Here is a 22,310-nt window from a genome sequence, read left to right as displayed (position 1 = left end):
GCAACACCCCACCCTAACCACCCCGCGCAGCTCCCCACCGAGACCACGCCCCGCTCGATTGGCCCCCGTCCGCCCAACCGGGTACCATCCCACACCTGCGGCCACTGGCCGCGACGAGGGGCGGTAGCTCAGTCGGTTAGAGCCGTGGACTCATAATCCATTGGTCGCGGGTTCGAGCCCCGCCCGCCCCACAAGTGGTTCTCTCCGAGGCAAACGTGATTTCGGCAGCCGAGTCGATCCAGAAAGCGGAATACTCCGCCACGGAACTCCGTCGCAATAGCCGGAGCAGCAAAACGACCGATGGCTACCTCTCCCATCGTCGGTGAACGTGTGGAGGGTCGCGGTCATCTCGCCGAATACAGACGGTCGAACCCTACGTCCGTTCGGATACGTTCGATCCATCCGAACAGGCACAGTCGCGTCGATTCTGCCCAGGACTGTTCTGGCGTGGTGAAATGGCAGTTCATCAGCGGCGGGAGGCAGGTATGAGTTCGGCAAAGGGAGCCATATCCGTACGCCCGATGATTCGAGCGGATCTGGACGGCGCCGACGAAATCTGCCGGCTCGCCTTCGGCACCGCCCTCGGTGTACCCGATCCGAGCACGACTTTCGGATCGGCCGAACTCGTCCGCACCCGCTGGGCGGCAAACCCGGATCCGGATGAGGAAGAAGTCAACGTAGAAACCCTTGAACAGGGCTCCGGGAAGGTGCCGGCCACCGCACACGGAGATGCGCCGAAGTGCGGAACTGCCGGATCGGTCCAGGAGCCGGGATTGAAGTGATCCTTGCGAGCAGGCCGAGCGGTTTCGGAAACCAGGGCAGGACTGCGGACGGCTTCAGCCTTGTCGACGCTGTATGCCGTTACAGGCAGACGGATGCCACGGGAACCGCAGACGTCGGTACGTGTCGTCTCGTAGAAGCCGTGAGGTCACGGCGAGGGGGACGACTACGCGATGCAGTCGGGCGCGCTCGGCGCGGGCCGGGTCACAAAACACCTCTTCCCAAGGGATAGACAGTCCGATCTGGACATTGCCCACCCGGAAATAAAACACAAGTGCGGAGCCGAGTCCAATTGTTTATCGCAGTCGGCCTCCGCGCCGGACGGCGGGACCTCCCGGCGTCGGGACACGCGTGCGGCGCAAGTACAACGCAATGGCGGTGCAAGAGGCCGGTATGAACATCGATGGCATGAGTTGGCAGAGCCCGGGCAGGGCCGCGGGGAAGACCTTTCTGATCACCGGTGCCAGTGCGGGCATCGGGTATTTCGCTGCCGAGCAGCTCGCGGCCAGTGGCGCCACCATCGTGATGGGCTGCCGCGACAGCGCAAAGGCCGGCGTCGCGATGCAGGCGATCCGGTCGCGTGTCCCGAACGCCCGGCTACGATCGGTGCCGCTGAATCTGGCCGATCTGTCGTCGCTGCCCGCCTCCGTAGGTGCACTCGATGCCGACAGATTGGATGCGGTGGTCCTCAATGCCGGAATCCTGCTGCCCGGCCCCGATCGGCGCGTGAGCCCGCAGGGGTACGAGCTGATGCTCGCCACGAATTATCTCGGGCATTTCGCGCTGATCGCTCATCTGGCGCCGGTGCTGGCGGCCACCGCCGACAGCCGGGTGATCACGGTGGGCAGCTACGCGGCACGGACGGAGCGGCTGGATCTCACCGATCTGCAATCCGAACGCGACTATCGGTCCAAGCGCACTTACGGCCGTTCGAAGCTGGCTCAGATGTCGTTCGGATTCGAACTCGATCGCCGCCTGCGTGCCCGCGGCGTCGATACCGCCAGCGTGGTAGTTCATCCCGGCGGTGCCCTGGACTCGCTGACTCCAGCACGCCCGCCCTTGTTCGTACGCACCACCGCCCAACGGCTGCGCGGCATGCCGGCGGGTGTGGCACTGCACGGCAAAGACTCGGGCGCGAAGCCGATAACCCGAGCCGTCCTGGACACTGCGATCACCGGCGGGCAACTGTGGGGACCGAGGGTGTTCGGTCTACGTGGAAAACCGCATCGGGAGACACCACATCCGCACATGACCGACTTCGCCGTCGCGACCGCTCTGTGGGCCGCGACTACGGCTCTCACCGGCCTCGACCCGTTCGGCAGCTGATGGGTGCGGTCGCCGGCGAAGATTGTCCGGCCGAGGTATCAGTACGCGCAGGGGATCGGTGCGGACAGTCGATGAACTCGCCGGTGGCTACCGCTGCTGCCGAATGGAGTGGGTGAGGAGCGCGACGGCGCTGAAGGGCCAGTGGCCGGGTGCCCGGGGATCTGGTTGCGGCCCCGTGGCCGCGGCCGACATTTCCGGTGCGGACAGCCGATCGAGCCGCGCGGCCGCGGTCAGCAGCGACTCCACGTATTCGGTGATCCAGCCGAGGTTTTCGAAGAAGGCGAGACCGGTTTCGGGTAGGAAGGTCCACGGTGCGTGGCGCAGCAGTCCCCGGTTGCGGTCGGCCATCAACGCCGCGACGCCCGCGGTGCTGAAATCCAGGCACCAATGTGTGACGGCGGGATGTTGCAGGGCGCGAGTCAGCTCGACGGCATCGGTTTCCGTCAGGTACATGACCAGACCTTCGGTCACCACCAGGGCTCGGGAGGCGTTGTCGAGTGCCGCGTCGAGGAAGGTGGTGAGGGCGTCGGTGTCGGTGACATCCAAGCCGATGCGCTGCAACCGGCACCTGGGCTCGGCGTCGGCGAGCAGTGCGTTCTTCTCGGCAATCATGCCCGGCAGGTCGGCTTCGATCCATCGCAGATCAGCCGGTAGCGACATTCGGTAGGGGCGGGTGTCGAGTCCGGCACCGAGGTTGAGCACCACATCGGATCCTGTGGCGACGGCCGCGGTCACCTGATCGTCGACGAGTTTGGTGCGGGTGACCAGAAACCAGTCATCGGCTATGGATTCCGCGGCATGGGCCGCGATCTCTCGTCCTCGCGGGCCGGCCAGGCGCGCCGCGTACGGGTCGGCGAACAGGGCGTCCGGGCGCTCGGTTTCGGTGGCGCGGTGGACGGCGACCCATCGTGCGGTGTCGGAGACGTGGTCCACCAGATGCTGTTCGGTCATTTTCGCTCTGCCTTCCTTCCGTATCCCCATCCGGGGAAGCGTCCTCTATATTGTTAGAGGAATGCGGCGGTGAGGTGATACAGAAGTGGCCGAGCCCACTATCCGAGCGTCGCGTCGGTGACGACCTATCGAGGAGGACAGCGGTGAGCGAACTCGGCGACGCCGGGCCGCCCGCAGCTCCGGTCCGGCGCGGGGTGGCCAGGCGGACCGCGATCTGCGAGACGGTCCTGGACCTCGCAGCGGCCGGCGGAAGCCGGGCGGTGAGCCACCCCGCGATCGACCGCCACCTCGGGCTCGCCCGAGGGTCGACGTCGTATTACTACCGCACCCGCCGCGAACTCCTCGACGCCGCGATCACCCACCTGACCAGCGTTTCGCGCGACACCTTCCAGACAGCAATGGAGCCGGAGCAATCGTTCACCACCGAAGCCGCTGCCGATTTCATCGCCACCCAACTCGACCTGCTGCTGGGACTCCGTCGCCGCGACGTGCTCGCCCGCTACGCCCTCACCGTCGACAGTGCCCTCAGCGACGAACTCCGGGCCGCGCTGGCCGGATGCCTGTTCTCCGTCCCCGCGGCGGAATCACTGATGACCGCGCTCGGTGCCCCACACCCGCAGCGGGCGGCATACGACCTGATCAGCCTGCTCGAAGGATTGCTCTTCGACCGCCTCCACGGTGCCCGGTCCCGGAGAGGGCTCGAACCGGGCACCCCAGCCGGCCGGGAGGACCTACGAACCACCATCCGGCAATGGCTGACGGCACTCGCCGAAAACATCTGAAAGGTGATGTTCCGCCGACTCTTTCGTCGACGCCACCGGCCAGGAGCGGCGCATGACGGGTTGTGTCTGCGTGACGAGCGCGACCAGCTCGTTTCCGTTGCCACGCACTTCGTTTGCACAGCGATGTCCGGCCGCAACGTCGGCTTCGACGCCGAAACGCCCCGTATGCGAGGATGTTCGCGACAGAACTGGACGGCACCCGATAGCGGCGCAGTTCGCCAGGGGGCAAGGGGAGAACGAGTGTGAACAGCAGCGACCGCGCAGCGGAGATCGCCCGGATCAACGCGGAGCTGGCCGAGATCCGCGGCGCCATTCGATCCAGGGACGGCAGCGTCCGTATCGAAACCGATGTGACGGGCCGGATCACCAATATCTGGCTGGCCGACTACGCCATGGACGACGGGCCGGACCACTTGGCAACGGTCATAGCGGATACCCATCGGCTGGCCTTGGCGGAAGCCACGGCAGCCGCCGAGCGGGCGTTCGGCGACGCCGACCGGCACGCCGCCGACAGAAGCCGGCTGCGCTGATGACGAATATCGATCCCGCCAAGATGCGTGCACTGGCTGTCGAACTACGCGCCCATGCCGCAACCCTCAACGGTGTCGCGCCGATCGCGAAGCCGAGCCGCGATGCCGCGCGAAGCCAGATGACGAACTCCGACCTCGCAGTCAAGATCGAGGAATCGCTCAAGGCCATGGACAGGGTGGTGCAGTACCACGCGAGCCGGCAGACATGGTTCGCCGACGAACTCGATCGGCAGGCGGTCGCCTTCGAAGGCGCCGACCAAGGTTTCGCCGCGGACGTAGGCGACGCCGGCAAGGATATAGAGCAGACGGGACCCCGATGACCAGGGAACCATTGACCATCGATCAAGTCCTCGGATGGCAGGTCCATCACATCGCCGACACCGCCTTCAAGCTGGGTGGAAGTTCGCAAACGGTGGATCGCGAGGCCGATTCGGCGGCGAAGAAGATCGACACGTCACAAGAATTCTTCGACAGTGAGGCCGGAACGGCGGCTCGCGACCGGGCGCTCATCGACCGCAACGAGGCATTCGATACCGCCGACGTACTCGACGCGATGGGTAAGCTCGCCCGCAGTCTGGCCGATACGATCGCCACCGAGATCCAGACCATCCGGGATACCAAGGAGGAGGTCGAATCCTCCCGCTGGGATTTGTTCGTCAACGGCGACGGTACGGTCGACTCGTACCGGTCGAACTGGGAGATCGCGACAGAGTTCTTTCCCTTCGGACCCGCCGCCGTGACCGCCAAGGAATCGGCCGAACTATCCTTCCAGATAACGTTGCAAAGCGCGCTCACCAATATCCTCGAAGCAGATCTGGAAGGCGGCGCAAAGTTCGCAACTCTCCTCGAGAACCTGACCGACTCCGTGAAAACTGCGCTAGCCGCGAAACCGAGTGACCCTGAACTCGCGAAGATACTCGAGGACTATCAGACCGACTCGTCGGTCGGTGATCTGCAACTATGGCCGACCGGGTGGCAGCTGGAGGCGCTCCAGCGAGTAAAGCCCGGACTGCAGCCCCAGATGCTCAGTACCGAGGAGATCGCCGTGATGTCGATGCTGCTCGCAGAGAAGGACTACGCGGGCATCGTCGACCAGTTCGAGATGACGGAGCAAGCCAAGGCGGCTGCCTTGGCTGCCTATCCGGACTCTGCCGACGACGGACAGGGCGATGCATTTCGGCACGCATACTGGAACGCGCTCATGGCGCAACGGTTCGGTCCCGAGTGGACCGAAATGTATGGTACCGCCCATGAAAAACTTGGTGGCAACCCGCCGAATAGGGAAGCTATGGACCTGTTCAACAACCAGCTCGGACGTGAGATAGGCGCTGCCTACCCCGATGCGTCGCCCGAGGAATTGCAGCAGCTCATCAAGAATGAAATAGACAGTGGAAATGCCCTCGTCCTCGCGATACCTCCTGAAAACCCGGCTGGAGCGCCTGTTATAGCCTGGAGTAACCAGTTCACCGAGGAGGACATAGACCAGGCGCCGGGTATCGATATCCCGCTACCCACAAGCAATTAGGGCGAATATATGAAAGCAAAATGCTCACTCATCGTGGTGTTGGCTGGTATTTTGTTGTTGATCACCGGGTGTTCGCTGATTCGTAGCGGCTCCGGGCCGAGTCAGACGGAAGAACCGAAATGTGTCGGACCCACCTTCGACCTGTGGGGTACTCGGAATGTTCTCGGCCCTGCGGAGCCTTTCAATGCCGAGGCGCGTCGAGCGGCCTTGGGGACGGAATCCACAACACTCGACGCCATAGCACAAGTAGCGGGTTGGCAGGGAGGCTGGGACCGGATAATCGACGTTCCTGACAATACCACTGCCGAAGAACTCAATAGGTGGGCGGGGGCGGCCGGAGTCTGCTGGGAGGGTCTCATCGTTCGCGATGTATGGGCAGATGAATCGTCGGAGGGAGTGCTTCTCTTCATGGAGGGCAGAAAACCTGTGCAGGTTCTGTGGTATGCGGGTTCCGAAAAAGACTTCCGCATCAAGAGGAGCTCGCCAGTTGTGAACCGATATGACATTCTAATTCCTGATCGCGGAAAACTCGAACCGGCGGAATAGGTGCAATCGAGCTCGGGTGGTATTACTTCCTTCGGAAGAAACAGGACCGGGGTATGAAGGAAAAGTGCGCGTTGGTTGCGTGCATAATCTACCTTTCGATTTTGTCGAGTGGTTGTTCGATGGTCCGCGAGGGGCCGGGAATAAATCCGAAGGGCGAACCACCGTGCGTCGGGGCTACCTTCGACCTCTGGAGAACTCGTGAAGTGGTGGGCCCCGCGGAACCCTTCGATAGAGAGGCGCGGCGGGCAGCGCTGGGGGCGGAGCCCACGACATTGGATGCGATCGCAGCAGTTGCGGGCTGGCGAGGGAACTGGGACCGGATGATCGATGTCCCCGAGAACACCACCGCAGAAGAACTCAACTCCTGGGCCGGAACCACTGCTATTTGCTGGGAAGGTTTCATCACTCGCGACATATGGGCAGATGGGACATCGGAAGGAGTTTATCTTTTCATGGATGGCGGAATCCCTGTGCAAGTTCTGTGGTACACCGGTCCGGAAAAAGACTTCTTCATCACTGAGGAAAACCCAGTTGTGCACCGACACACGGTGCTTATCCCAGAATACAACGAACTGACACCGGTGCCGACGGAGTAGGTCGTCTGCTGTGCTCGTGAGAACAGGTGCGATAACGAGATGAATTTCAAGGCGGGAATCGTTCTGGTTTGCTGCATTTCCATGTTCACGAGCGGTTGCTCCTTGGTGCGCGAAGCGCTTGGAACGGAGCCGAAAAAGGAACCGCTGTGCGTCGGTCGTACCTTCGATTTGTGGGGGACCAGGGAGGTGCTCGGACCTGCGGAACCGTTCAATACGGAGGTGTACCGAGCTGCTATGGGGGCCGAGCCCGTCACACTGGATGCGATGGCAGTTGTGGCGGGATGGCAGGGGGCCTGGGACCGTATAATCGATGTTCCCGACAACACCGACTCCGAGTACCTCAATAAGTGGGCGGGGACGACTTCCGTGTGCTGGGAGGGGTTCATGAGTCGGGATGTGTGGACGGACGAATCCTCCGAAGGGGTTTTTCTGTTCATGGACGGGAAAGATCCCGTGCAGGTTCTCTGGTACAAAGGCTCCGAGAAATATATCAACACCAATGTCACGGCACCTATCGTGTACCGCCATGATGTTCTCGTTCCGAGGCAGGGGCGACTGGAGCGGGCGAAATAGGTGCCTGGTGCGGCGGCCTATCCGGCCGCCGCACAGGACTGCTGGGCAGTGCCTCCCGACTACCCTGCTGGTCGACGGGTCAACGCTGGAATCGGTTGGCGGCAAGAGCGACGACGAATCCGTCCCACTGGGCAGGTCCGAAGGTGAGTGCCGGGCCGGTCGGATTCTTCGAGTCGCGCACTCCGACTGTTCCGCTGCCGAGGAATGCGACCTCCACGCAGTCCTGCTGTCCGGAACTGCGGCGGCTCTTGAACCAGCGAGCGGCGGCTAGGTCAGTCATCGTTCCCACTCCTTCAACGCGGCGAGCACCAATTGCCGGGACTCGGCCTCCGAGTGTGCCAGTCGCCGCGGTCTTTCCATGGCTCGTAAATACACTGCCACCTCGGATCCTCGTTCGAGATACACCCTCCCGAATACCGGGTCGGTCGACGGGTTACCGCTGGAATCGGTTGGCGGCAAGGGCGACTACGAATCCGTCCCACTCGGCAGGTCCGAAGGTGAGCGCTGGGCCGGTCGGATTCTTCGAATCGCGGACGCCTACTCGGCCGCCGCCGAGAAACGCCACCTCCACGCAGTTGTGCTGTCCAGAACTGCGGCTGCTTTTGAACCAGCAAGCGGTGGATAGGTCGGTCATCGGTCCAACTCCTTCAGTGCACCGAGTACCAGATCTCTGGACTCGTCCTCCGAATGCGCCACTCGCCGCAGTCGTTCCACGACCGCGGAATGCGCGGCGATCTCGGCCTCGCGCTCGAGATAGACCTTGCCGAAGTAGCCCTCTGCATAGACTACCGGCGATTGGCGCATCCGAGAGGTCGGCAAGTGTGGCAGGTCGAATTTGACGAATGATCCGGCGATCAGGCCGAGTGGGTCCCGCGCCTGCCTGCCCACGACTCGTAATGTGACGTTTGCCTGTCTCGAGACTGTCAGGAGGTGCGATAATTGGTCGGCAACGGTGGCCGGGCCGCCCACCACTGTGTGCAGCACGCATTCGGCGATCATCGCCTCGAAGTGAAAGTTGTTCTTGGTCAAAGCCTTCTGGCGTTGCTGTACGACATCGAGAGTCAGCTCGACCTCGCGTGTCGGCATTGTCGGAAATTCTGCCCACAGAAGTGCACGGCGATACTCCCGGGTTTGTAGCAGACCGGGTACGAGCGCTATCTCCCATGAGAAAATCCGCGTAGCGGTTTCTTCCAAGTCTATAAAATAGTCAAAAGTGCTCGGCACTGCTTCCTGGTGGGTCTGCCACCATCCGCCGTCCGAGCCCATCGTTTGCCGGATCTCCCGTGCCAGATCGAGAATCATCGTTCGTTCCTCGTCCGTGCCGGAGAACGCGTTGCAGAGCGCATTCATGGCCATATCGGTGACCTTGGTTTTCAGGCCGTCCTCCAAGCGGCCGTACGTCTGCGGCGATGACTCCGCGGCCCGCGCCGCGGCTGCCTGCGTCATTCCCTGGCGCAATCGCATTTTGCGGAGCTGGCGCCCCAGCGCCCGGCGGGGAAGCATGGACCCACTACCCACGATAGTTACCCTCGCTAACTGGATTGTTTCGATATGGAAGGCGCCGTGGTGGAAAGTCCGCTGTGCCACGGCGTTTCCCCGGTGACGGAGCGGCGAGATCCGGCGCCGGTCCGGTCTACTGGAGAGGCGCCCGCGCAGGCGGTTCCTCGGCTCACCTTCGAGGAATATCGCCGCCGCAGCATCGAAAACTGTTGCGGCAGAGACCGGCACCGTCCATATGCCCCCGCCGGTCCCTGCGCTGGGCGTAGCACAAGACTAACCCGAGGAGCGGAAGATGGTGCACGATTACGGTTCTGCGGCCCAGGGCTCGTATGGGAACGGTCACCGAGACGTGTGCCGTCCCCGGGGCCCGCTCCACAGCAGACCGGTACGATGCCGGTGCCGCTCAGGCAGGCGCGGTCAACCGCGCGAGCAGCCCTTTGATCTCGGTGTTCGACATCGGGTCGATCCGGAAATCGCGGTACTCCTGCCGGTACACGTAACGGCCGTCGTCGCGTACATCGAACCAGCTGAGGTAGCCGGGCGGGAACGGGCGACGGGCGCGTACCCCGCGGCGGACCTCGATATGGCCGGACCCCGCGCGTGGTGCGCGCAACAGCCGGCGCATGCGGTCGGCGGTTTGCGGCGCAGAGCCGGTCCACTTGCCGTCGGTTTCCCGCATCCGGTCGATATCGTCGATCAACGACGGGCGGGAACCTTTCGGGACCTCGCCGAGTACGGCATCCACCATCATCGGGACGACCTTGGGCGTCCCGGCTCGCAGCACGATCGTGCCGCCGGTTTCCGCATCCGGGCCGGGGCGCTGCAGCATAGCGACACCGACCGTGCCGTCGATGGCCGCGTAGGCGCGGGTGGGGTCGATGGACGAACCATACAGCGCCACAGTCGTTTCCGGATCTGCAGCAACGCGCAGGGCGGCGTCCAGGTCGGGGTCGGAATCAGCCGGGAAGCGCCGGTTCAGTTCGACGGCGAGCCGGTCGTAGTCGGATTCCCGGCGGACAGCCGACACCATACTCAGCGGGAACGGGTATCGGTCCCGGCCGGTGACCTTCCAGATATGCATGAATTCATCGGGGGTGAATTCCCATCTCACCAGCGACCGCCCTCGTCCGCCGGTTGAGCCGCTTGCGCGTCGTCGCCGATCGCGGGCGGCACTGTCGGTTGCTCCGCGCCGAGCAATTCCTCGCGGCGGTCGATGATCAGGTAGTCCGGCGTCCGGCGCTCCTGCTCGTCCTCGCCCTTGCGCGCGCCACCGGGCGACATCATGCCCGGCATACCCATGGGCCGGCCGGCACGGTTCGCGGCGGCTGCCGTCGTAGCCGCGCCCGGGGCCGCCGGGGATCCGGGCGTGCCGGGGACGTTGCGCCCCGGGAGCGGGGATTGCGGTGTGCCCGGCCGCCCCGGGGTGCCCGGTGCGCTGGGCCGGCCGGGTGTTCCCGGATACGAGGGAGCTCCGGGGGCGGTGGTGCCGACAGGGGTGCCGCGCTGCGGGTCGCCCGGGGTGCCCGGAGTTGTTCCCGCCGGGGTGGTGGGCTGCTGCTGGGTGCTCGCCGCGGTAGTGGACTGCGGATCTTCGGTGGCGGGAGCAGCCGGTTGTTCGCCGGAGGGGTTCTCGCCCCCTGGGTTCTCACCGGGCTGTCCCGCGGTGGTGGAGCCCGGAGCGGGAGCGCCGGGGCCGGAAGTGGTTCCGCCGACAGGGCCTGGGCCGGTGGGCTCGTCGCCCGGGGCGGAGACCGGGACGAAGGTCGGCACGCCGTCACCCGCAGGCTGATAGGTCGGTTTGTAGACCGTATTCATCACCCCGATGGCGACTTGGCGCTGCTCTTCTTGCTGCCGCGCGAAATCGGCATCCGCCGCCGGGGCGGCCGCTCCGAGGATCGAGGTCAGCACTTGCTGAGTCTCGTCCGTCGTTCCGTCCGTGGAAACGGCACGCACCGGCGGCGGTGGCACCGAAAGGCGGACCGCTTCGGCGCCGCCGGCCACCGAGCCGATCCGATACCCGACCGCGGAAACCGCGCGTTGCAGGTTGTCGGCACCGTCGAAGAATGTATCCGCGGCGGTCGCTGCGGCGGTGGCGAATTCACCCTCGAGTCCCTCCGACAGCGCTCGGTTCAAAGCGAGGCGAGAACCCACCACCTTGGCCGACAAACCGTTGGAGATATCGCGCCAGGCTTTGCCGAGTGCGGTGATGGCCCCGATATTCATGGCCTGAACATCTTCGTAGATCTCCGTGTGCGAGAGCCCCTCGAAATGTTCCATCGCGGTGATATAGGGGGGATCCTGCGAGGCGTAGGTGATGAGGCGCTGGCTACTGGCAGCGCTGTCCCGGCCCTGTTGGGCCAAGATCTTCGCCTCTTGCGTATCGATCTGCGTCTGCACGCCATCGGGCTGGACGCCGAGACCGGGCGCGAGTATGGGCAATCCGCCCGGGGAAGTATCGCTCACTACTCAGTTCCCCTCCCCGATTTCCTTTTCTATCAGGGCAGCGGTTCTCTCGATGTCGACACATGGATCGATGCCTTGGATTCGCCCCTGGAGGTTCAGCAACTGGTCGACGAACACCACGCCGACGGCTGTGCGGATGTTCACCTCGCAGGAATCAGGGAGTTGGGGATCAGTCCCCATCGTGGCATCGCGGCCGTTCACCTTGATCTGTCGCTGCCACGGGCCGCTTTTCAGACTCTTCTGGATCTCCTCTTCCAGCGTCACATTTCCGGACATCACCGAGAGCGAGATGACCTCCGATTCGAATTCACAGACGAGGAAAGTCCATTCCGCGAGGAAGTCCTGCCCGCGCTCGCGGGTTGCGGGATCGAATCCGGCCTCTCGAATGGTTTCATCACTGACCCAGGTACATGGATCGAACACCACATCCGGCCGGTTTTTGTTGACGTGCTGACCCTCCTGGGCAGGCGGCTGCAATTTCGGCGCGGTCAGGGTCGGCCGTGGGGGCGCCGTCTCCGCTATCGAGGAGGAAGCACCTGGCGACGCAGTCCCAGCGATATCGGAACTGGTCGAGCAGGCGGACACCGCTACTGCGGTCAGCATTGCGACAAGTCCTCCGGCATACCGATTCATTCCGGAACCCCTTCCCCGGCCACGACCAACGCCTGGCGATTCATATCATCGGCTTCCTCGAACAGTTGACCGGCACGGAGATAAGCGGCTGCCATCCGCAGCGCCGCTTCCTGGAGTCCGACCAGAGCTTCCTTCAGCTTCGAGCCCTTATCTGTGAAGCCGGTCTGCAACTGGGTTGCTGACTCGAACCCGCCGAACCCCTCGGCCTGGAAACTTTGTTGAGCCGTCTTCAGTTCGTCCTGGAGACTTTCCGCGAACTGCACGAACACATCCGCGCACCGCTTCGCCGCGCCCGAATCCATCCGGAATGTCCCGGCCCCCGCCTGTTCCCACAGTGCGGCAGCCTGCCCCTGCCCGATATCCACCCGTATGCCCGCCCTTCCGTACGCCGCCTTACTGTATCGGACGCACCGGTAGCGCTTCCGGTTCCAACGTGTCGCCCCGGGACGGAGCGACACGGCGTCGCAGGGAGTCGAGGCGCAGCTGTGCGGTACTGCCTGCACTCGGCGGCATCCTCATCGGCGACGCCGGCCGCCCAGCCGGAATGGCGGCCACTCACCCGGGTGCAGGCGGCCGTGGAGCCGTGGCGGCGGGCCGGTCGATCGGCGGGCGGTGACGGCATCGTCCCGGATTGCGCGGACGGCGTCGGGTCCGGGATCCGCAGACGACGTGCCGGTGGGGCAGAGGTCCGGGCGAGCAATGATCTTTTTTATTTGTCTCGCCGCAGGGTAAGCGCACCCTCTGGACAGCGAAGACAGTAGTCGGGGCCGTGGTCGGCGACACTGCGTACAGAGCCGTTCGGTCCGGACGACCGAAGCCATCCCGTTCGTCCGCGTTTCCGGATGGGCGGGCGGCTTCCGAGTTCCTGCCCTTCATCGAAAGGGGATCGCAGTGCACGGAGATAGGGCAGTCGCGGCCGGGTACCGGCCGGATACGGGCGGCGGGATCGTCACTATCGGTGTCGTCATAGCGCGCTCGGGCCGGCTGGCGAGTTTGGGTGATCCGCTGGATTTCGTCCTGTCGGATCTCGCCCCGCGGCTCGAGCGCATGGCCCCGGGCGGGAACCGGGTGCGGCTGGTGAGCCGCGACAGCAGGTCCACCGCCGAAGGGGCACGGCAGGCGGTTGCTGAGCTCGTCCGGGACGAGCGCGCCGTCATCGTCCTCACCCTGGCCGGGACTCAGGTGCTGCCGGTGGTCGCCGATACCTGTGAAGAGCTGGGCGCCGTCTGTGTTTCCAGTACCTTCCCCTGGCAGGTGTACTACTACGGCCGCGGCGCGGACGACGAACGTCCGTTCGGCCGGACCTTCCACTTCTGCTGGGGGTTGGACGATATCGCCGGTGTATTCGCCGAGCTGTGGGAATGCGCCGGCGGCAGCCGTGCGGTGGGTTGCCTGTGGAACGACGGTCCGCAGGGCAACTGGTCGCGCCACGATCGCCACGGTTTCGCCCCGGCCGCCCGCGCCCGCGGTCACCGGCTCGTCGACCCGCCGGGCTATCGCGAGCCCGCCGCCGACCTCGACGCACATCTGCGTGCTTTCCGCGACGCCGACGTCGATCTGGTGACCAGCGCCGCCACCGCCCGCGACCTCGCACTCTTCCGGGCCACGGCCGCACGCTCCGGCTGGCGCCCCCGGCTGATCACCTGTTCGCGCTGGCTCGCCTACCCACCCGGTCGCGGCGGCCCAGCCGGCCCGCCGGCTCAGGCGAACGTGGGCACACTCGTCTACTGGTCGCCCGCCCACCCTTACCGGTCTTCACTCGATGACCGCACCGCAGCCGATCTCGCCGGATCCTACGAGCAGCGCACCGGCCGGCAATGGCTACAACCACTCGGACTCGCGTATGCCCTGTTCGAGGTCGCCGCGCACGCCGTGAGCACCGCGGACGACGCCACGGATCCCGCTTCGGTTGCCTCGGCCCTGCGCTGTGCCGAGCTGGAAACCATTGCCGGGCGGCTGGATTGGGCGTCGGGTCCGGTACCGAATGTCGCCGTTGTGCCGCTGGCCGGTGGGCAGTGGCAGCCGTCCGCCCGACACGGATACGAACTCGCTGTGATCACCCCCGGCCGGGTCGGCGGACTGCGCCCCACCGGCGACTTGGTCGTCACCTGACCACTGGGCTCGGTCGATGGCGCGCCCGAGCACGTGCGGCGGGCAGTAGCGGTTACCGGCGGAATCAGATTTCGATGACGGTGGTGTGGCTGTCACAGAGTGTGTCAGGTCGCCGGGGCGGAAGTGAGTACGGTGACCGGGCCGGTGGCGGTGACCGCGGTAGCGGCGGGCGAGGGACGGGCGAGACTTCACGAGTGCAGGCTCGTTACGGTTCTGCGGCCGGTGACGAGGAGCAGGAGGTCGGCGATCGGGGCCCGGATCGGTGTGCCCGAACCTGCCGACCAGTCCGTATCGGTGGCGGTCAACCGGTGGCCGGCGAGAGTGCGACTGGCGTGGAAAGGCCAGCCCATCCGCCAGACCCGGTCAGCGGACCAGCGTGCGGCATCGACGGGCATTTCGCGGGAGATGGCCAGGGGGGGCCGCGATATCGTGGCCGTGGACCAGCAGATCCATCAAGCGGTCGACAGCGTCGGTGGTGACCGGTTGGTGGCGCAGGCCGGTGATAGCGCGGAGTTCGGCGAGCAGTTCTTGCGGGGGCGTGCGGTCGGCGTAGCGGATGGCGGTACGGAAGTTCATCCGGGCGATGCTCCCGCGGGCGAGCGCCGTCTGCCACAGCAGCCAGGGGAGCTTCGCCTGCGAGGTGAGCAGGATATGGGCGACCACATCACGGACCCGCCAGCCTTCGCACAAGGACGGGTGGTCCCACTGTGCCGCGCTGAGTTCTTGCAGTAGATCTGCGAGGCCGGCGCGTTCGGCGGCCACGGCTGTCCAGGCGAGTTCTTCGGTGGTGTCGGTGCGGTTCATCGGCAGAGCTCCTGTGCTGGATGGCTTCCGGGGTAGCGTAGGAATTCCAGTCGGGTGGAGGTTCCAGTGGTTGTGGCCTACATCACTTCCAATATGGTGACTATCGGGCGGTCGATGGGCTTGGGGTTGGCCGCGATCGCCGACGTGCTCGGGGGAACGCGTACCGTGCCGGAGGCGGTCGCTTCGGAGCGCGTCGCGGTGGAGGCCGAGCTCGCTGCGCTGTCCTGGCGGCATGCGGTGCTCACCGCGGTCGCGCAGGCCGATGCCCCGAGGACGCTCCCGGAACTTGCGGCGGTCGCGGAGCGCGGCGCGGCCCGCAGCAGCCTCATCGATTTCTGGCGCCGGATCCTGGCCGCCATGCCGGCATCGGCGTTCGACGGCTTCGTCGATATGGACATTCCGCAGCTGCCCGCGGCGCCGTCGCCGCATCACATACTGCTGTTCGCCGAACTGGGGCGGCTGACGCGATCGCCCGAGCTGGCGCGGGAGGTCTCCCGGCAGATGATCGCCGCCGACCCACCGGGCGCGGGGCCGGAACTGGACTTGTACGTCGCCGCGCATGCGGCGGCTCGCGGGCGCCGTGACACCGAAGGATTCCGGCGCGAGCTGGCCGGAGGCGTCACGTTCGCCGATCGGACGGCGGCACGCTACTGGGCGCTCACCGCCGAAGCGCTCAGCACTACCCGGACCACGGGCGATGTCCAGCGGTGGCTGGACACCGCACTCCTGCGTGCGCTCGAGCCGAGCGGCGGCTGACCGAGATGGACGGAACGAGACAGACCGTGGCCACTGTCGGCGATCTGGCCCGGCGGGCGCGAACGGCTGCCGATAACCTGGACCGACGGTATTTCGTGGGGTTGACCGGGCCGCCGGGCGCGGGAAAATCCACACTCGCGGTCGCGCTCTGCGCGGTATTGAATTCGCCGGGCGATGAGTTCGCCGGCATTGCACCGATGGACGGCTTTCATCGGACCAGCCGGGAGCTCGCGGACGCGGGCGAGCTCGAAAGCAAAGGCCGGCCGGGCTCTTTCGATATCGATGGTTTCACGGCGAAGCTGGGTGAGCTGCGTTCGTCAGCGGTGGGCGCCGAGATCCGCTGGCCGGTCTACGATCGCGAGATCCACGACCCGGTACCGGACGGTGTGGTTTTCCGGCGGCAGCGGATCGTCGTGGTCGAGGGCAACTATCTGCTCCTGGACGAACCGGGCTGGCGGGATGTGCGGGCGTTCCTCGACGAGTGCTGGTATCTGGATGCCGGGACGGAATCGATCGAGCAGCGGCTCTACGCGCGGCACGTCGCCGGCGGGAAGGCGCCGGAGGTCGCGCGCGCCCGGATCACGCACAACGATCTGCCCAATGCCGCGCTCGTGGCCGCGACGCGCAGGCGGGCCGATCTCGTGCTCACGCCTCGGGGCCAGGAGTACCTCCTGCGGGCAACTCGCTGAGGCGAGCGCACCATTCCCGGGTGCCGAAGAACCGGCAGGAGAAACTCGCCACCTTCGACGCCAGTGTCAGTGCGCGGACGAAATCGTGGCCCGCGGCGGTGTAGTAGCAGAAGGCGCCGTGCAGGATATCGCCCGCGCCGAGGGTGTCCACGGCTTGAGTTTCCGGGATATCGATACGGAATTCGCGATCGCCGGTGAGTCCGATGATCGGTGTGCCGCCGTTGGTGATCGCGATGTTCTCGACGCCGGCGGTGCGCAGGTAGGCGAGTACGGCGGCGGTATCTCCCGGCCGGATACCGGGTGGCGCGAATGCCGCCGAACAGATCGCCGACCGGATATGCGGCAGCAGGGCGGTGTGCGGATCTTTGAACCTGCCCGCGTCCAGAACCGTCGGTATACCGAGCGAACGGGCTCGTTCGCAGAGACCGGCGGCCAGAGCCGGATAGTGCCCGTCGACCAGTACGACGTTCACATCGGCGAGCAGGCCGGCGAGCCGGTGGTCGTACTCGACGGCGATACGGGCACCGTCGAGAGAGACGATCGTGCGGGTGGCGGCCGATTCCGCGACCACGATGGACGATACCGGCGGCTGGTGGTCGCTATCGGCGCGGACATCGACGACCCGCACGCCGTGTGCGGACAGGTCGTTGCGGATCAGGCCGCCGAGCCGGTGCGCGCCCACCGCGGTGACGAGTACGGGCGCGCCGCCGAGCGCGGCGTAGGCGACCGCGGCGTTGGTGGCGGGCCCGCCCGCGCCGATGAACTGGTCTCGAGCCTGGGTTTTCGTGTCCTCCGCCGGGTAGCCGTCGACGAGGTAGGCGATATCCACCGTCGAAATGCCGGCGAACAGGCCGGTTTTCGGGCTCTCGCGGGTGCCGTCCTGGTTCATGCCACCGTCCTGTCGCTCGTACCACCGATAGCGGGCCGAGTCGCATGTTTCCACGTCGGTCTGTGGGCGGCTGCGCGTCGACCGCCCGGCGCCGAGCAGCGAATCGTAGGCTGCGGTGGCCGAACCGGTGCCCGCGGCGAGCTGGTGCAACTGGATGCGTTCCACGAATTCCGGGCGCGGGTTCACCACGGTGATATCGATACCGGCGCGGCGTCGTAGCCGGTTGGCTGCCGCGATACCGGCGTATCCGCCGCCGATGACGACCACATGCGCACGTCGACCGGACATTGTGGCTCCTTCTGTCAGGGGTTCCTATTCGGCAGACGAACCAGGGCGGCGCGGCGTGACGGTATGTGACGGCAGTCATGGTGGTCGCGGTGGCCTGCCGGAGCCCGGCGGCGCAGCGGGGATATCGCCGTCGGTCAGCGTGGGGCGTAGACGGCCCGGGCGAGTACCGATTTCGCCCGGCGGGCTGCCGCGATCACGGAATCGTCGAAGCCGGTTCCGGCCGGTCGCCGCGGTACTCGATCGAGGTCGTCGAGCATCGTCCAGCCCGACCCGAGCTCGACCAGCGATCGATGTTTGGTGGCGTAGAAGTCCTTGCTGACCGGGATCGCCACTCCGGTCGCGCCGGCGCTCGCCGCGACAAGGTGCATATGGAACCGGGTGGTCAGCCAGATCTGCCCGGCCGCGACGGGCAACCCGTGCTCCCAGATATCGACGAACGGATAGAACCGGGCGCCGGGCAACTGGTGGTCGATGAGATCGAAGACTTTCCGGTCCTCGCCCGGGATGGCTTCCACCACGCCGACCCGTTCGGGCGCGATCTGCCAAGCCCGCAGCATGCGCAGCACGGCCGATGCCAGCGCGTCGGCACCGATATCGAGCTGATCGCTTTGCAGGCACAGCATCACGTCGGGCATGGCGTCCTGGCTCGTCCGGAGCTTCGGGTGTCCCAGGAAGGCGTCGTCGATACCGGGGGTGGTTCCGAGCAGGTCGGCGGAGGCCCGGTCGCGTACGTCGGCGATATCGAATTCGGCGGCGGTGGCCCGCACCAGCTCGGCGGCTCCTTCCGGTTCCGGGAACAACCCGACGCCGGTGGCCGCGCACCGGGCACCGGAGGCGCGGGCGGCCGCGGCGGCTCCGGCGAGCAACCCGATATGCCGCGGCCAGATCCGATTCATATAACCGCCGCCGAGCAGATGGATCACCTCGGCGCGCCGCAGTAGTGCGATACCGCGATCCCACCGCGGGGCGAGGCCGGGGTCGGTTACGGCCCGGCGCACCCAGGCCGCCACCTGCCACGGGTCGTCCGACGGCGCCGCCCAGCACAGCCGCCACAGCGTATCGGTGAATCGCACCCGCGGATGCAGATCGCCGAGCAGTACCTGCGCCGGGCCGGGGGAATGCGTATCGACCCAAACGGTGGCCTCCGGCGCGGTTTCGGCGAGATATTTCAGCCAACCGGCGGTGATGAGTTCGTCCCCGTAGTTCGGGTGGCCCGCCGGACCGGCCAGATAGTAGAGCGGTGGTGCGTCCATGCGGCTCCGATCGAGCGAGAAGCGTCCGGTCATGGTATCGCTCGGGCGGGTTACTCCTGCTCCGGCGCCTGCAGGGCCGGGTACCAGATACCGGTGAGTACCTCGGCGGCCTGCTCCGCGGAGACCTCGATGGTGCCCTGCATGGCCCAGCGTGTGAAGAAACGTTCCAGCTGGGCCACCAGGAGTTCGACCCGAAGCCGTGCCTCGTCCCGGCGTCCGGCGGGCCAGCGGGCGAGGAAATCCGGCATGCTGTCGGCGAGGGTCATGATGCCTTCGCGGGCGGTGCGGCGGAATTCCGGTTCGAGTGCGGTGGCCTCGTCCCAGGCGGGCAGCATGTCCTTGTTCTCGAAGAACCAATCGATGGCCCGGGTCATCCAGGCCGCGAATTCCGCCCGCGATCCGGTGGTGAGCACCCGATCCAGATCGGCGTAGACGAACCGCACACCGGTCGGCGTACCGCTGTTGGCGATCGCTCGCAGTACTTCCGGCTTACCGGTGAAATGCAGGTAGAAGGTCGCCCTGCTGCATCCGGCGGCGGCGGCGATGTCGTCGACGCGGACAGCGGAGTAGCCCTGGGTTTCGAAGAGGTCGCGGGCTGCGTCGAGGATTCGCGCCGTGGTCGAGCGCTTCTGCTCCTCGCGCAGCGTGCCGCGGCGGACTGTGGGCGGTTCGGTCGGCATGAACGCCATGTTAGACCGTGTGGACACTCACTGGACGCTGTGTCCAGTGAGTGTTAGGTTGTGGTGCGGGTCACTGTGGCGGGGTGTTCGCCGCGGCCGGACAGGAGTTGTGCATGGATTCACCGGAACTGCCCAGGGTGTGCGTGATCGGCGCCGGACCCTCGGGCATCACCACCGCCAAACGTCTCGCCGAATACGCGATACCGTTCGATTGCTACGAAGCATCCGACGAGGTCGGCGGTAACTGGTATTTCAAGAACCCCAATGGGATGTCGGCCTGTTACCAGAGCCTGCATATCGATACGTCGAAGTACCGGCTGCAATTCGAGGATTTCCCGGCGCCCGCGGATTGGCCGGACTTTCCGCACCATTCCCAGCTGCTCCAGTACTTCAAGGATTACGTCGACCACTTCGGCATCCGGGACCGTATTCGTTTCAACACACTGGTCACGGGCGCCGCGCGCACTGCCGACGGCCTGTGGACAGTGTCGACGAGCGCCGGTGACACCGAGATATACGACGCGCTGATCGTCTGCAACGGCCACCATTGGGATCCCCGATTCCCTGACTACCCGGGCGAATTCGGCGGGGTGCTGATGCACAGTCACGCCTACAACGACCCTTTCGACCCGATCGATATGCGCGGTAAGCGGATCGTCGTGGTCGGTATGGGTAACTCCGGCCTGGATATCGCCTCGGAACTCTCGCAGCGATTCCTCGCCGAGAAACTGTTCGTCTCGGCGCGTCGCGGTGTCTGGGTGCTGCCGAAGTACGTGAACGGCCAGGCGAGCGACCGTCGTTCGATGCCGCCCTGGATGCCGGCGAAGATCGGATTGAAACTGCGGCAGCGGTTCGTGCGCAAGTATCGCGGGGAGATGCAGAACTACGGGCTGCCGGCACCGGACCACGAACCGCTGGAGGCGCACCCATCGGCGAGTGAGGAGTTTCTGCACCGCGCCGGCTGTGGCGACGTGGAATTCAAACCGGCGATCACCGAATTGGACGGTGACCGTGTCCATTTCGCCGACGGCAGTAGCGAGCGGATCGACGTGGTGCTGTGCGCCACCGGCTACAACATCAGTTTCCCGTTCTTCACCGATCCCGAGCTGCGCCCCGACGCGGACAACCGGTTCCCGTTGTTCGAGCTGATGATGAAACCGGGAATCGGCAACCTCTTCTTCCTCGGCCTGGCGCAGCCGCTGCCGACCCTGGTGAACTTCGCCGAGCAGCAGAGCAAATTCGTCGCCGCCTACCTGACCGGCCGCTACCATCTGCCGCCGCGCGCGGAGATGGATCGGCAGCTACGCGAGCAGGAGACCCGGCGCCGCGGGCGGTACTACGATTCGCCGCGGCACACCATTCAGGTGGAATTCCAGCCGTACGTCGGCCGGTTGACGAAGGAGCTCGAGGCCGGTGCCGCCCGGGCGGCCGCCGCGGGCAACACGCTACCGGTACCCGCCGCGGCCGTGCAGGAGGCGCGGTGACGATCGGATCCGCTGGGTTCTGCCGCGACGAATTCGCGCAGGTGCGGGCGGTGTTCGACGAGCAGTTGGCGTCGCAAGCCGAGCTCGGAGCGGCATTGTGTGTGACCGTCGACGGAGAACCGGTGCTCGACCTCTGGGGCGGTTACGCCGATCCGGCGCGGACCAGGCCGTGGGAAGCCGACACCGTGGTGAACGTTTTCTCGGTCACCAAGACCATGACGGCCTTGTGCGCGCTGCTGCTGGCCGACCGCGGTGAACTCGACGTCGACGAACGCGTCGCCCACTATTGGCCGGAGTTCGCCGCCCACGGCAAAGCCGATATCGAGGTCAGGCACCTGCTGTCGCATACCTCCGGCGTATCGGGCTGGGAGCGCCCGATCGAGCTGGCCGATATCTACGACGCCGAGGCCGCGGCCGCCCGGCTGGCGGCGCAGGCGCCGTGGTGGGAACCGGGCACGGCGTCGGGTTATCACGCGCTGAACTACGGTCACCTGATCGGCGAACTGGTTCGCCGCATCACCGGAAGATCGCTCGGCGAGTTCTTCGCGGCGGAACTGGCCGGCCCGTTGCACGCCGATTTCTCCATCGGTACCGGGCCCGAGAAAGCCGGCCGGATCGCGACTCTCGTTCCGCCGGCCGCAACCCGATTCGACATGGCGGCACTCGACCCCGACAGCGTGCTCGTCAAAACGCTCACCAGCCCGCCGCTCGATATCGCCGCAACCGCGACCCCGGCCTGGCGTGCGGCCGAGATCGGCGGGGTCAACGGCCACGGTAACGCGCGGTCGGTGGCCCGGGTGCAATCGCTGATCTCGTGCGGGGGAGAGCTGGACGGCCGGCGCTACCTGTCGCCGGACACCATCGAGCTGATCTTCCGGGAGCAGGCCGACGGCGTCGATATGGCCCTGCTGACCCCGCTGCGATTCGGTATCGGCTACGGCCTGCCGCAGCCGCAGACCGCGCCGTACGTGCCGGCCGGGCGGGTGTGCTGGTGGTCCGGTTACGGCGGTTCGATGGTGGTCAACGACCTCGATCGGCGCATCACCTTCGCTTACACGATGAATCGCATGGCGACCGGGTTGATCGGATCCGATCGGTGCGACCTCTACCTGAAGGCCGTCTTCGACGCGGTAGGCGGCCGGCGCTGACC

General features: G+C 65.9%; 25 protein-coding genes and 1 tRNA gene. 14 read left to right on the top strand and 12 right to left on the bottom strand.

Features of this window, described 5'->3' with window-relative positions:
• The first annotated feature begins 117 nt into the window (after nt 1–117).
• From IU448_RS19070 to IU448_RS19060, 3 genes are all read left to right on the top strand, one after another.
• A tRNA-Ile gene (locus IU448_RS19070) sits at nt 118–191 on the top strand.
• A 294-nt stretch (nt 192–485) separates the two neighbouring features.
• Nucleotides 486–782 (top strand): hypothetical protein, encoded by a 297-nt coding sequence (locus tag IU448_RS29035; RefSeq protein ID WP_228813621.1) that lies wholly within the window; start codon nt 486–488, stop codon nt 780–782.
• 406 nt (nt 783–1,188) lie between these two features.
• Nucleotides 1,189–2,106 carry an SDR family NAD(P)-dependent oxidoreductase gene (locus tag IU448_RS19060; protein ID WP_228813619.1) on the top strand — a complete coding sequence of 306 codons (918 nt, stop codon included), beginning with the start codon at nt 1,189–1,191 and terminating at the stop codon, nt 2,104–2,106.
• An 87-nt stretch (nt 2,107–2,193) separates the two neighbouring features.
• On the opposite strand, the gene IU448_RS19055 is transcribed toward IU448_RS19060, so the two are convergent.
• A complete protein-coding gene (locus IU448_RS19055) occupies nt 2,194–3,057 on the bottom strand; it encodes a class I SAM-dependent methyltransferase (protein ID WP_195057028.1) in 864 nt (287 codons plus the stop codon).
• 143 nt (nt 3,058–3,200) lie between these two features.
• Here IU448_RS19055 and IU448_RS19050 point away from each other — a divergent pair, with 143 nt between their 5' ends.
• The 6 genes from IU448_RS19050 (at nt 3,201) to IU448_RS19025 (ending at nt 7,609) form a co-directional block, all read left to right on the top strand.
• Entirely contained in the window at nt 3,201–3,839 is a 639-nt protein-coding gene (locus IU448_RS19050; protein WP_324188640.1) for a TetR family transcriptional regulator, read from the top strand.
• Between the two features lie 242 nt (nt 3,840–4,081).
• Nucleotides 4,082–4,369 (top strand): YbaB/EbfC family nucleoid-associated protein, encoded by a 288-nt coding sequence (locus IU448_RS19045; RefSeq protein WP_195057027.1) that lies wholly within the window; start codon nt 4,082–4,084, stop codon nt 4,367–4,369.
• Nucleotides 4,369–4,689, top strand: coding sequence for a hypothetical protein (locus tag IU448_RS19040; protein ID WP_195057026.1), 321 nt, complete (start codon nt 4,369–4,371; stop codon nt 4,687–4,689). Before IU448_RS19045 ends, IU448_RS19040 begins: the two co-directional genes overlap by 1 nt.
• Nucleotides 4,686–5,894 carry a DUF6973 domain-containing protein gene (locus IU448_RS19035; protein WP_228813617.1) on the top strand — a complete coding sequence of 403 codons (1,209 nt, stop codon included), beginning with the start codon at nt 4,686–4,688 and terminating at the stop codon, nt 5,892–5,894. Before IU448_RS19040 ends, IU448_RS19035 begins: the two co-directional genes overlap by 4 nt.
• A 599-nt stretch (nt 5,895–6,493) precedes the next feature.
• Nucleotides 6,494–7,036 (top strand): hypothetical protein, encoded by a 543-nt coding sequence (locus tag IU448_RS19030; RefSeq protein ID WP_195057024.1) that lies wholly within the window; start codon nt 6,494–6,496, stop codon nt 7,034–7,036.
• A 39-nt stretch (nt 7,037–7,075) separates the two neighbouring features.
• Nucleotides 7,076–7,609 (top strand): hypothetical protein, encoded by a 534-nt coding sequence (locus IU448_RS19025; RefSeq protein WP_195057023.1) that lies wholly within the window; start codon nt 7,076–7,078, stop codon nt 7,607–7,609.
• Nucleotides 7,610–7,688: 79 nt separating this feature from the next.
• On the opposite strand, the gene IU448_RS19020 is transcribed toward IU448_RS19025, so the two are convergent.
• The 7 genes from IU448_RS19020 to IU448_RS18990 form a co-directional block, all read right to left on the bottom strand.
• Complete coding sequence (locus IU448_RS19020; protein ID WP_195057022.1) at nt 7,689–7,889, bottom strand: DUF397 domain-containing protein; 201 nt, start codon at nt 7,887–7,889, stop codon at nt 7,689–7,691.
• A 153-nt stretch (nt 7,890–8,042) separates the two neighbouring features.
• Complete coding sequence (locus IU448_RS19015; protein WP_195057021.1) at nt 8,043–8,243, bottom strand: DUF397 domain-containing protein; 201 nt, start codon at nt 8,241–8,243, stop codon at nt 8,043–8,045.
• Complete coding sequence (locus tag IU448_RS19010; protein ID WP_267467201.1) at nt 8,240–9,112, bottom strand: helix-turn-helix domain-containing protein; 873 nt, start codon at nt 9,110–9,112, stop codon at nt 8,240–8,242. The genes IU448_RS19015 and IU448_RS19010 overlap by 4 nt, the downstream gene beginning before the upstream one ends.
• A 400-nt stretch (nt 9,113–9,512) precedes the next feature.
• Nucleotides 9,513–10,220, bottom strand: a complete 708-nt coding sequence (locus tag IU448_RS19005; protein ID WP_195057019.1) for an ESX secretion-associated protein EspG — start codon at nt 10,218–10,220, stop codon at nt 9,513–9,515.
• Nucleotides 10,217–11,572, bottom strand: a complete 1,356-nt coding sequence (locus IU448_RS19000) for a hypothetical protein (protein ID WP_195057018.1) — start codon at nt 11,570–11,572, stop codon at nt 10,217–10,219. The genes IU448_RS19005 and IU448_RS19000 overlap by 4 nt, the downstream gene beginning before the upstream one ends.
• Nucleotides 11,573–11,575: 3 nt before the next feature.
• Nucleotides 11,576–12,175: a DUF3558 domain-containing protein gene (locus tag IU448_RS18995; RefSeq protein WP_195057017.1), complete on the bottom strand. Its 600-nt coding sequence runs from the start codon at nt 12,173–12,175 to the stop codon at nt 11,576–11,578.
• A 26-nt stretch (nt 12,176–12,201) separates the two neighbouring features.
• Nucleotides 12,202–12,570, bottom strand: a complete 369-nt coding sequence (locus IU448_RS18990; RefSeq protein WP_195057016.1) for a hypothetical protein — start codon at nt 12,568–12,570, stop codon at nt 12,202–12,204.
• Between the two features lie 526 nt (nt 12,571–13,096).
• On the opposite strand from IU448_RS18990, the gene IU448_RS18985 reads away from it, so the two are divergent.
• Nucleotides 13,097–14,317 carry an ABC transporter substrate-binding protein gene (locus tag IU448_RS18985; protein ID WP_195057015.1) on the top strand — a complete coding sequence of 407 codons (1,221 nt, stop codon included), beginning with the start codon at nt 13,097–13,099 and terminating at the stop codon, nt 14,315–14,317.
• A 363-nt stretch (nt 14,318–14,680) separates the two neighbouring features.
• Here IU448_RS18985 and IU448_RS18980 read toward each other — a convergent pair whose 3' ends face one another.
• A complete protein-coding gene (locus IU448_RS18980) occupies nt 14,681–15,121 on the bottom strand; it encodes a maleylpyruvate isomerase family mycothiol-dependent enzyme (RefSeq protein ID WP_228813615.1) in 441 nt (146 codons plus the stop codon).
• A 54-nt stretch (nt 15,122–15,175) separates the two neighbouring features.
• On the opposite strand from IU448_RS18980, the gene IU448_RS18975 reads away from it, so the two are divergent.
• The gene (locus IU448_RS18975) at nt 15,176–15,877 is read left to right on the top strand and encodes a hypothetical protein (RefSeq protein ID WP_195057014.1); all 702 of its coding nucleotides are present in this window, start codon (nt 15,176–15,178) and stop codon (nt 15,875–15,877) included.
• 5 nt (nt 15,878–15,882) lie between these two features.
• A complete protein-coding gene (locus IU448_RS18970; RefSeq protein WP_195057013.1) occupies nt 15,883–16,566 on the top strand; it encodes a nucleoside/nucleotide kinase family protein in 684 nt (227 codons plus the stop codon).
• Here IU448_RS18970 and IU448_RS18965 read toward each other — a convergent pair.
• From IU448_RS18965 to IU448_RS18955, 3 genes are all read right to left on the bottom strand, one after another.
• On the bottom strand, nt 16,523–17,743 hold the full coding sequence (locus IU448_RS18965; RefSeq protein WP_195057012.1) for a PfkB family carbohydrate kinase: 1,221 nt from the start codon (nt 17,741–17,743) through the stop codon (nt 16,523–16,525). The two genes, IU448_RS18970 and IU448_RS18965, sit on opposite strands and share 44 nt — an antisense overlap.
• A gap of 134 nt (nt 17,744–17,877) precedes the next feature.
• Entirely contained in the window at nt 17,878–18,996 is a 1,119-nt protein-coding gene (locus IU448_RS18960; RefSeq protein ID WP_195057011.1) for a polysaccharide pyruvyl transferase family protein, read from the bottom strand.
• A gap of 50 nt (nt 18,997–19,046) precedes the next feature.
• A complete protein-coding gene (locus IU448_RS18955) occupies nt 19,047–19,676 on the bottom strand; it encodes a TetR/AcrR family transcriptional regulator (protein ID WP_195057010.1) in 630 nt (209 codons plus the stop codon).
• A gap of 113 nt (nt 19,677–19,789) precedes the next feature.
• On the opposite strand from IU448_RS18955, the gene IU448_RS18950 reads away from it, so the two are divergent.
• Together IU448_RS18950 and IU448_RS18945 are read left to right on the top strand one after the other, a co-directional pair.
• On the top strand, nt 19,790–21,160 hold the full coding sequence (locus IU448_RS18950; protein ID WP_195057009.1) for a flavin-containing monooxygenase: 1,371 nt from the start codon (nt 19,790–19,792) through the stop codon (nt 21,158–21,160).
• Between the two features lie 2 nt (nt 21,161–21,162).
• On the top strand, nt 21,163–22,308 hold the full coding sequence (locus IU448_RS18945) for a serine hydrolase domain-containing protein (protein WP_416383032.1): 1,146 nt from the start codon (nt 21,163–21,165) through the stop codon (nt 22,306–22,308).
• Nucleotides 22,309–22,310: the final 2 nt, after the last annotated feature.

The sequence above is a fragment of the Nocardia flavorosea genome (assembly GCF_015477805.1).
Lineage (GTDB): Bacteria > Actinomycetota > Actinomycetes > Mycobacteriales > Mycobacteriaceae > Nocardia > Nocardia flavorosea_A.
The sequence above is the reverse complement of the archived record's forward strand: the minus strand, read 5'-3'. Positions and strand labels throughout refer to the sequence as shown.

Coding starts and splice junctions, on each gene's coding strand:
- IU448_RS19030 (WP_195057024.1), top strand. CDS start 6,494: ATGAAGGAAAAGTGCGCGTTGGTTGCGTGCATAATCTACCTTTCGATT.
- IU448_RS19015 (WP_195057021.1), bottom strand. CDS start 8,243: ATGACCGACCTATCCACCGCTTGCTGGTTCAAAAGCAGCCGCAGTTCT.
- IU448_RS19040 (WP_195057026.1), top strand. CDS start 4,369: ATGACGAATATCGATCCCGCCAAGATGCGTGCACTGGCTGTCGAACTA.
- IU448_RS19035 (WP_228813617.1), top strand. CDS start 4,686: ATGACCAGGGAACCATTGACCATCGATCAAGTCCTCGGATGGCAGGTC.
- IU448_RS19025 (WP_195057023.1), top strand. CDS start 7,076: ATGAATTTCAAGGCGGGAATCGTTCTGGTTTGCTGCATTTCCATGTTC.
- IU448_RS18960 (WP_195057011.1), bottom strand. CDS start 18,996: ATGGACGCACCACCGCTCTACTATCTGGCCGGTCCGGCGGGCCACCCG.
- IU448_RS18995 (WP_195057017.1), bottom strand. CDS start 12,175: ATGCTGACCGCAGTAGCGGTGTCCGCCTGCTCGACCAGTTCCGATATC.
- IU448_RS18950 (WP_195057009.1), top strand. CDS start 19,790: ATGGATTCACCGGAACTGCCCAGGGTGTGCGTGATCGGCGCCGGACCC.
- IU448_RS18965 (WP_195057012.1), bottom strand. CDS start 17,743: ATGTCCGGTCGACGTGCGCATGTGGTCGTCATCGGCGGCGGATACGCC.
- IU448_RS19060 (WP_228813619.1), top strand. CDS start 1,189: ATGAGTTGGCAGAGCCCGGGCAGGGCCGCGGGGAAGACCTTTCTGATC.
- IU448_RS19010 (WP_267467201.1), bottom strand. CDS start 9,112: ATGCTTCCCCGCCGGGCGCTGGGGCGCCAGCTCCGCAAAATGCGATTG.
- IU448_RS18970 (WP_195057013.1), top strand. CDS start 15,883: ATGGACGGAACGAGACAGACCGTGGCCACTGTCGGCGATCTGGCCCGG.
- IU448_RS18980 (WP_228813615.1), bottom strand. CDS start 15,121: ATGAACCGCACCGACACCACCGAAGAACTCGCCTGGACAGCCGTGGCC.
- IU448_RS18955 (WP_195057010.1), bottom strand. CDS start 19,676: ATGCCGACCGAACCGCCCACAGTCCGCCGCGGCACGCTGCGCGAGGAG.
- IU448_RS19055 (WP_195057028.1), bottom strand. CDS start 3,057: ATGACCGAACAGCATCTGGTGGACCACGTCTCCGACACCGCACGATGG.
- IU448_RS29035 (WP_228813621.1), top strand. CDS start 486: ATGAGTTCGGCAAAGGGAGCCATATCCGTACGCCCGATGATTCGAGCG.
- IU448_RS19020 (WP_195057022.1), bottom strand. CDS start 7,889: ATGACTGACCTAGCCGCCGCTCGCTGGTTCAAGAGCCGCCGCAGTTCC.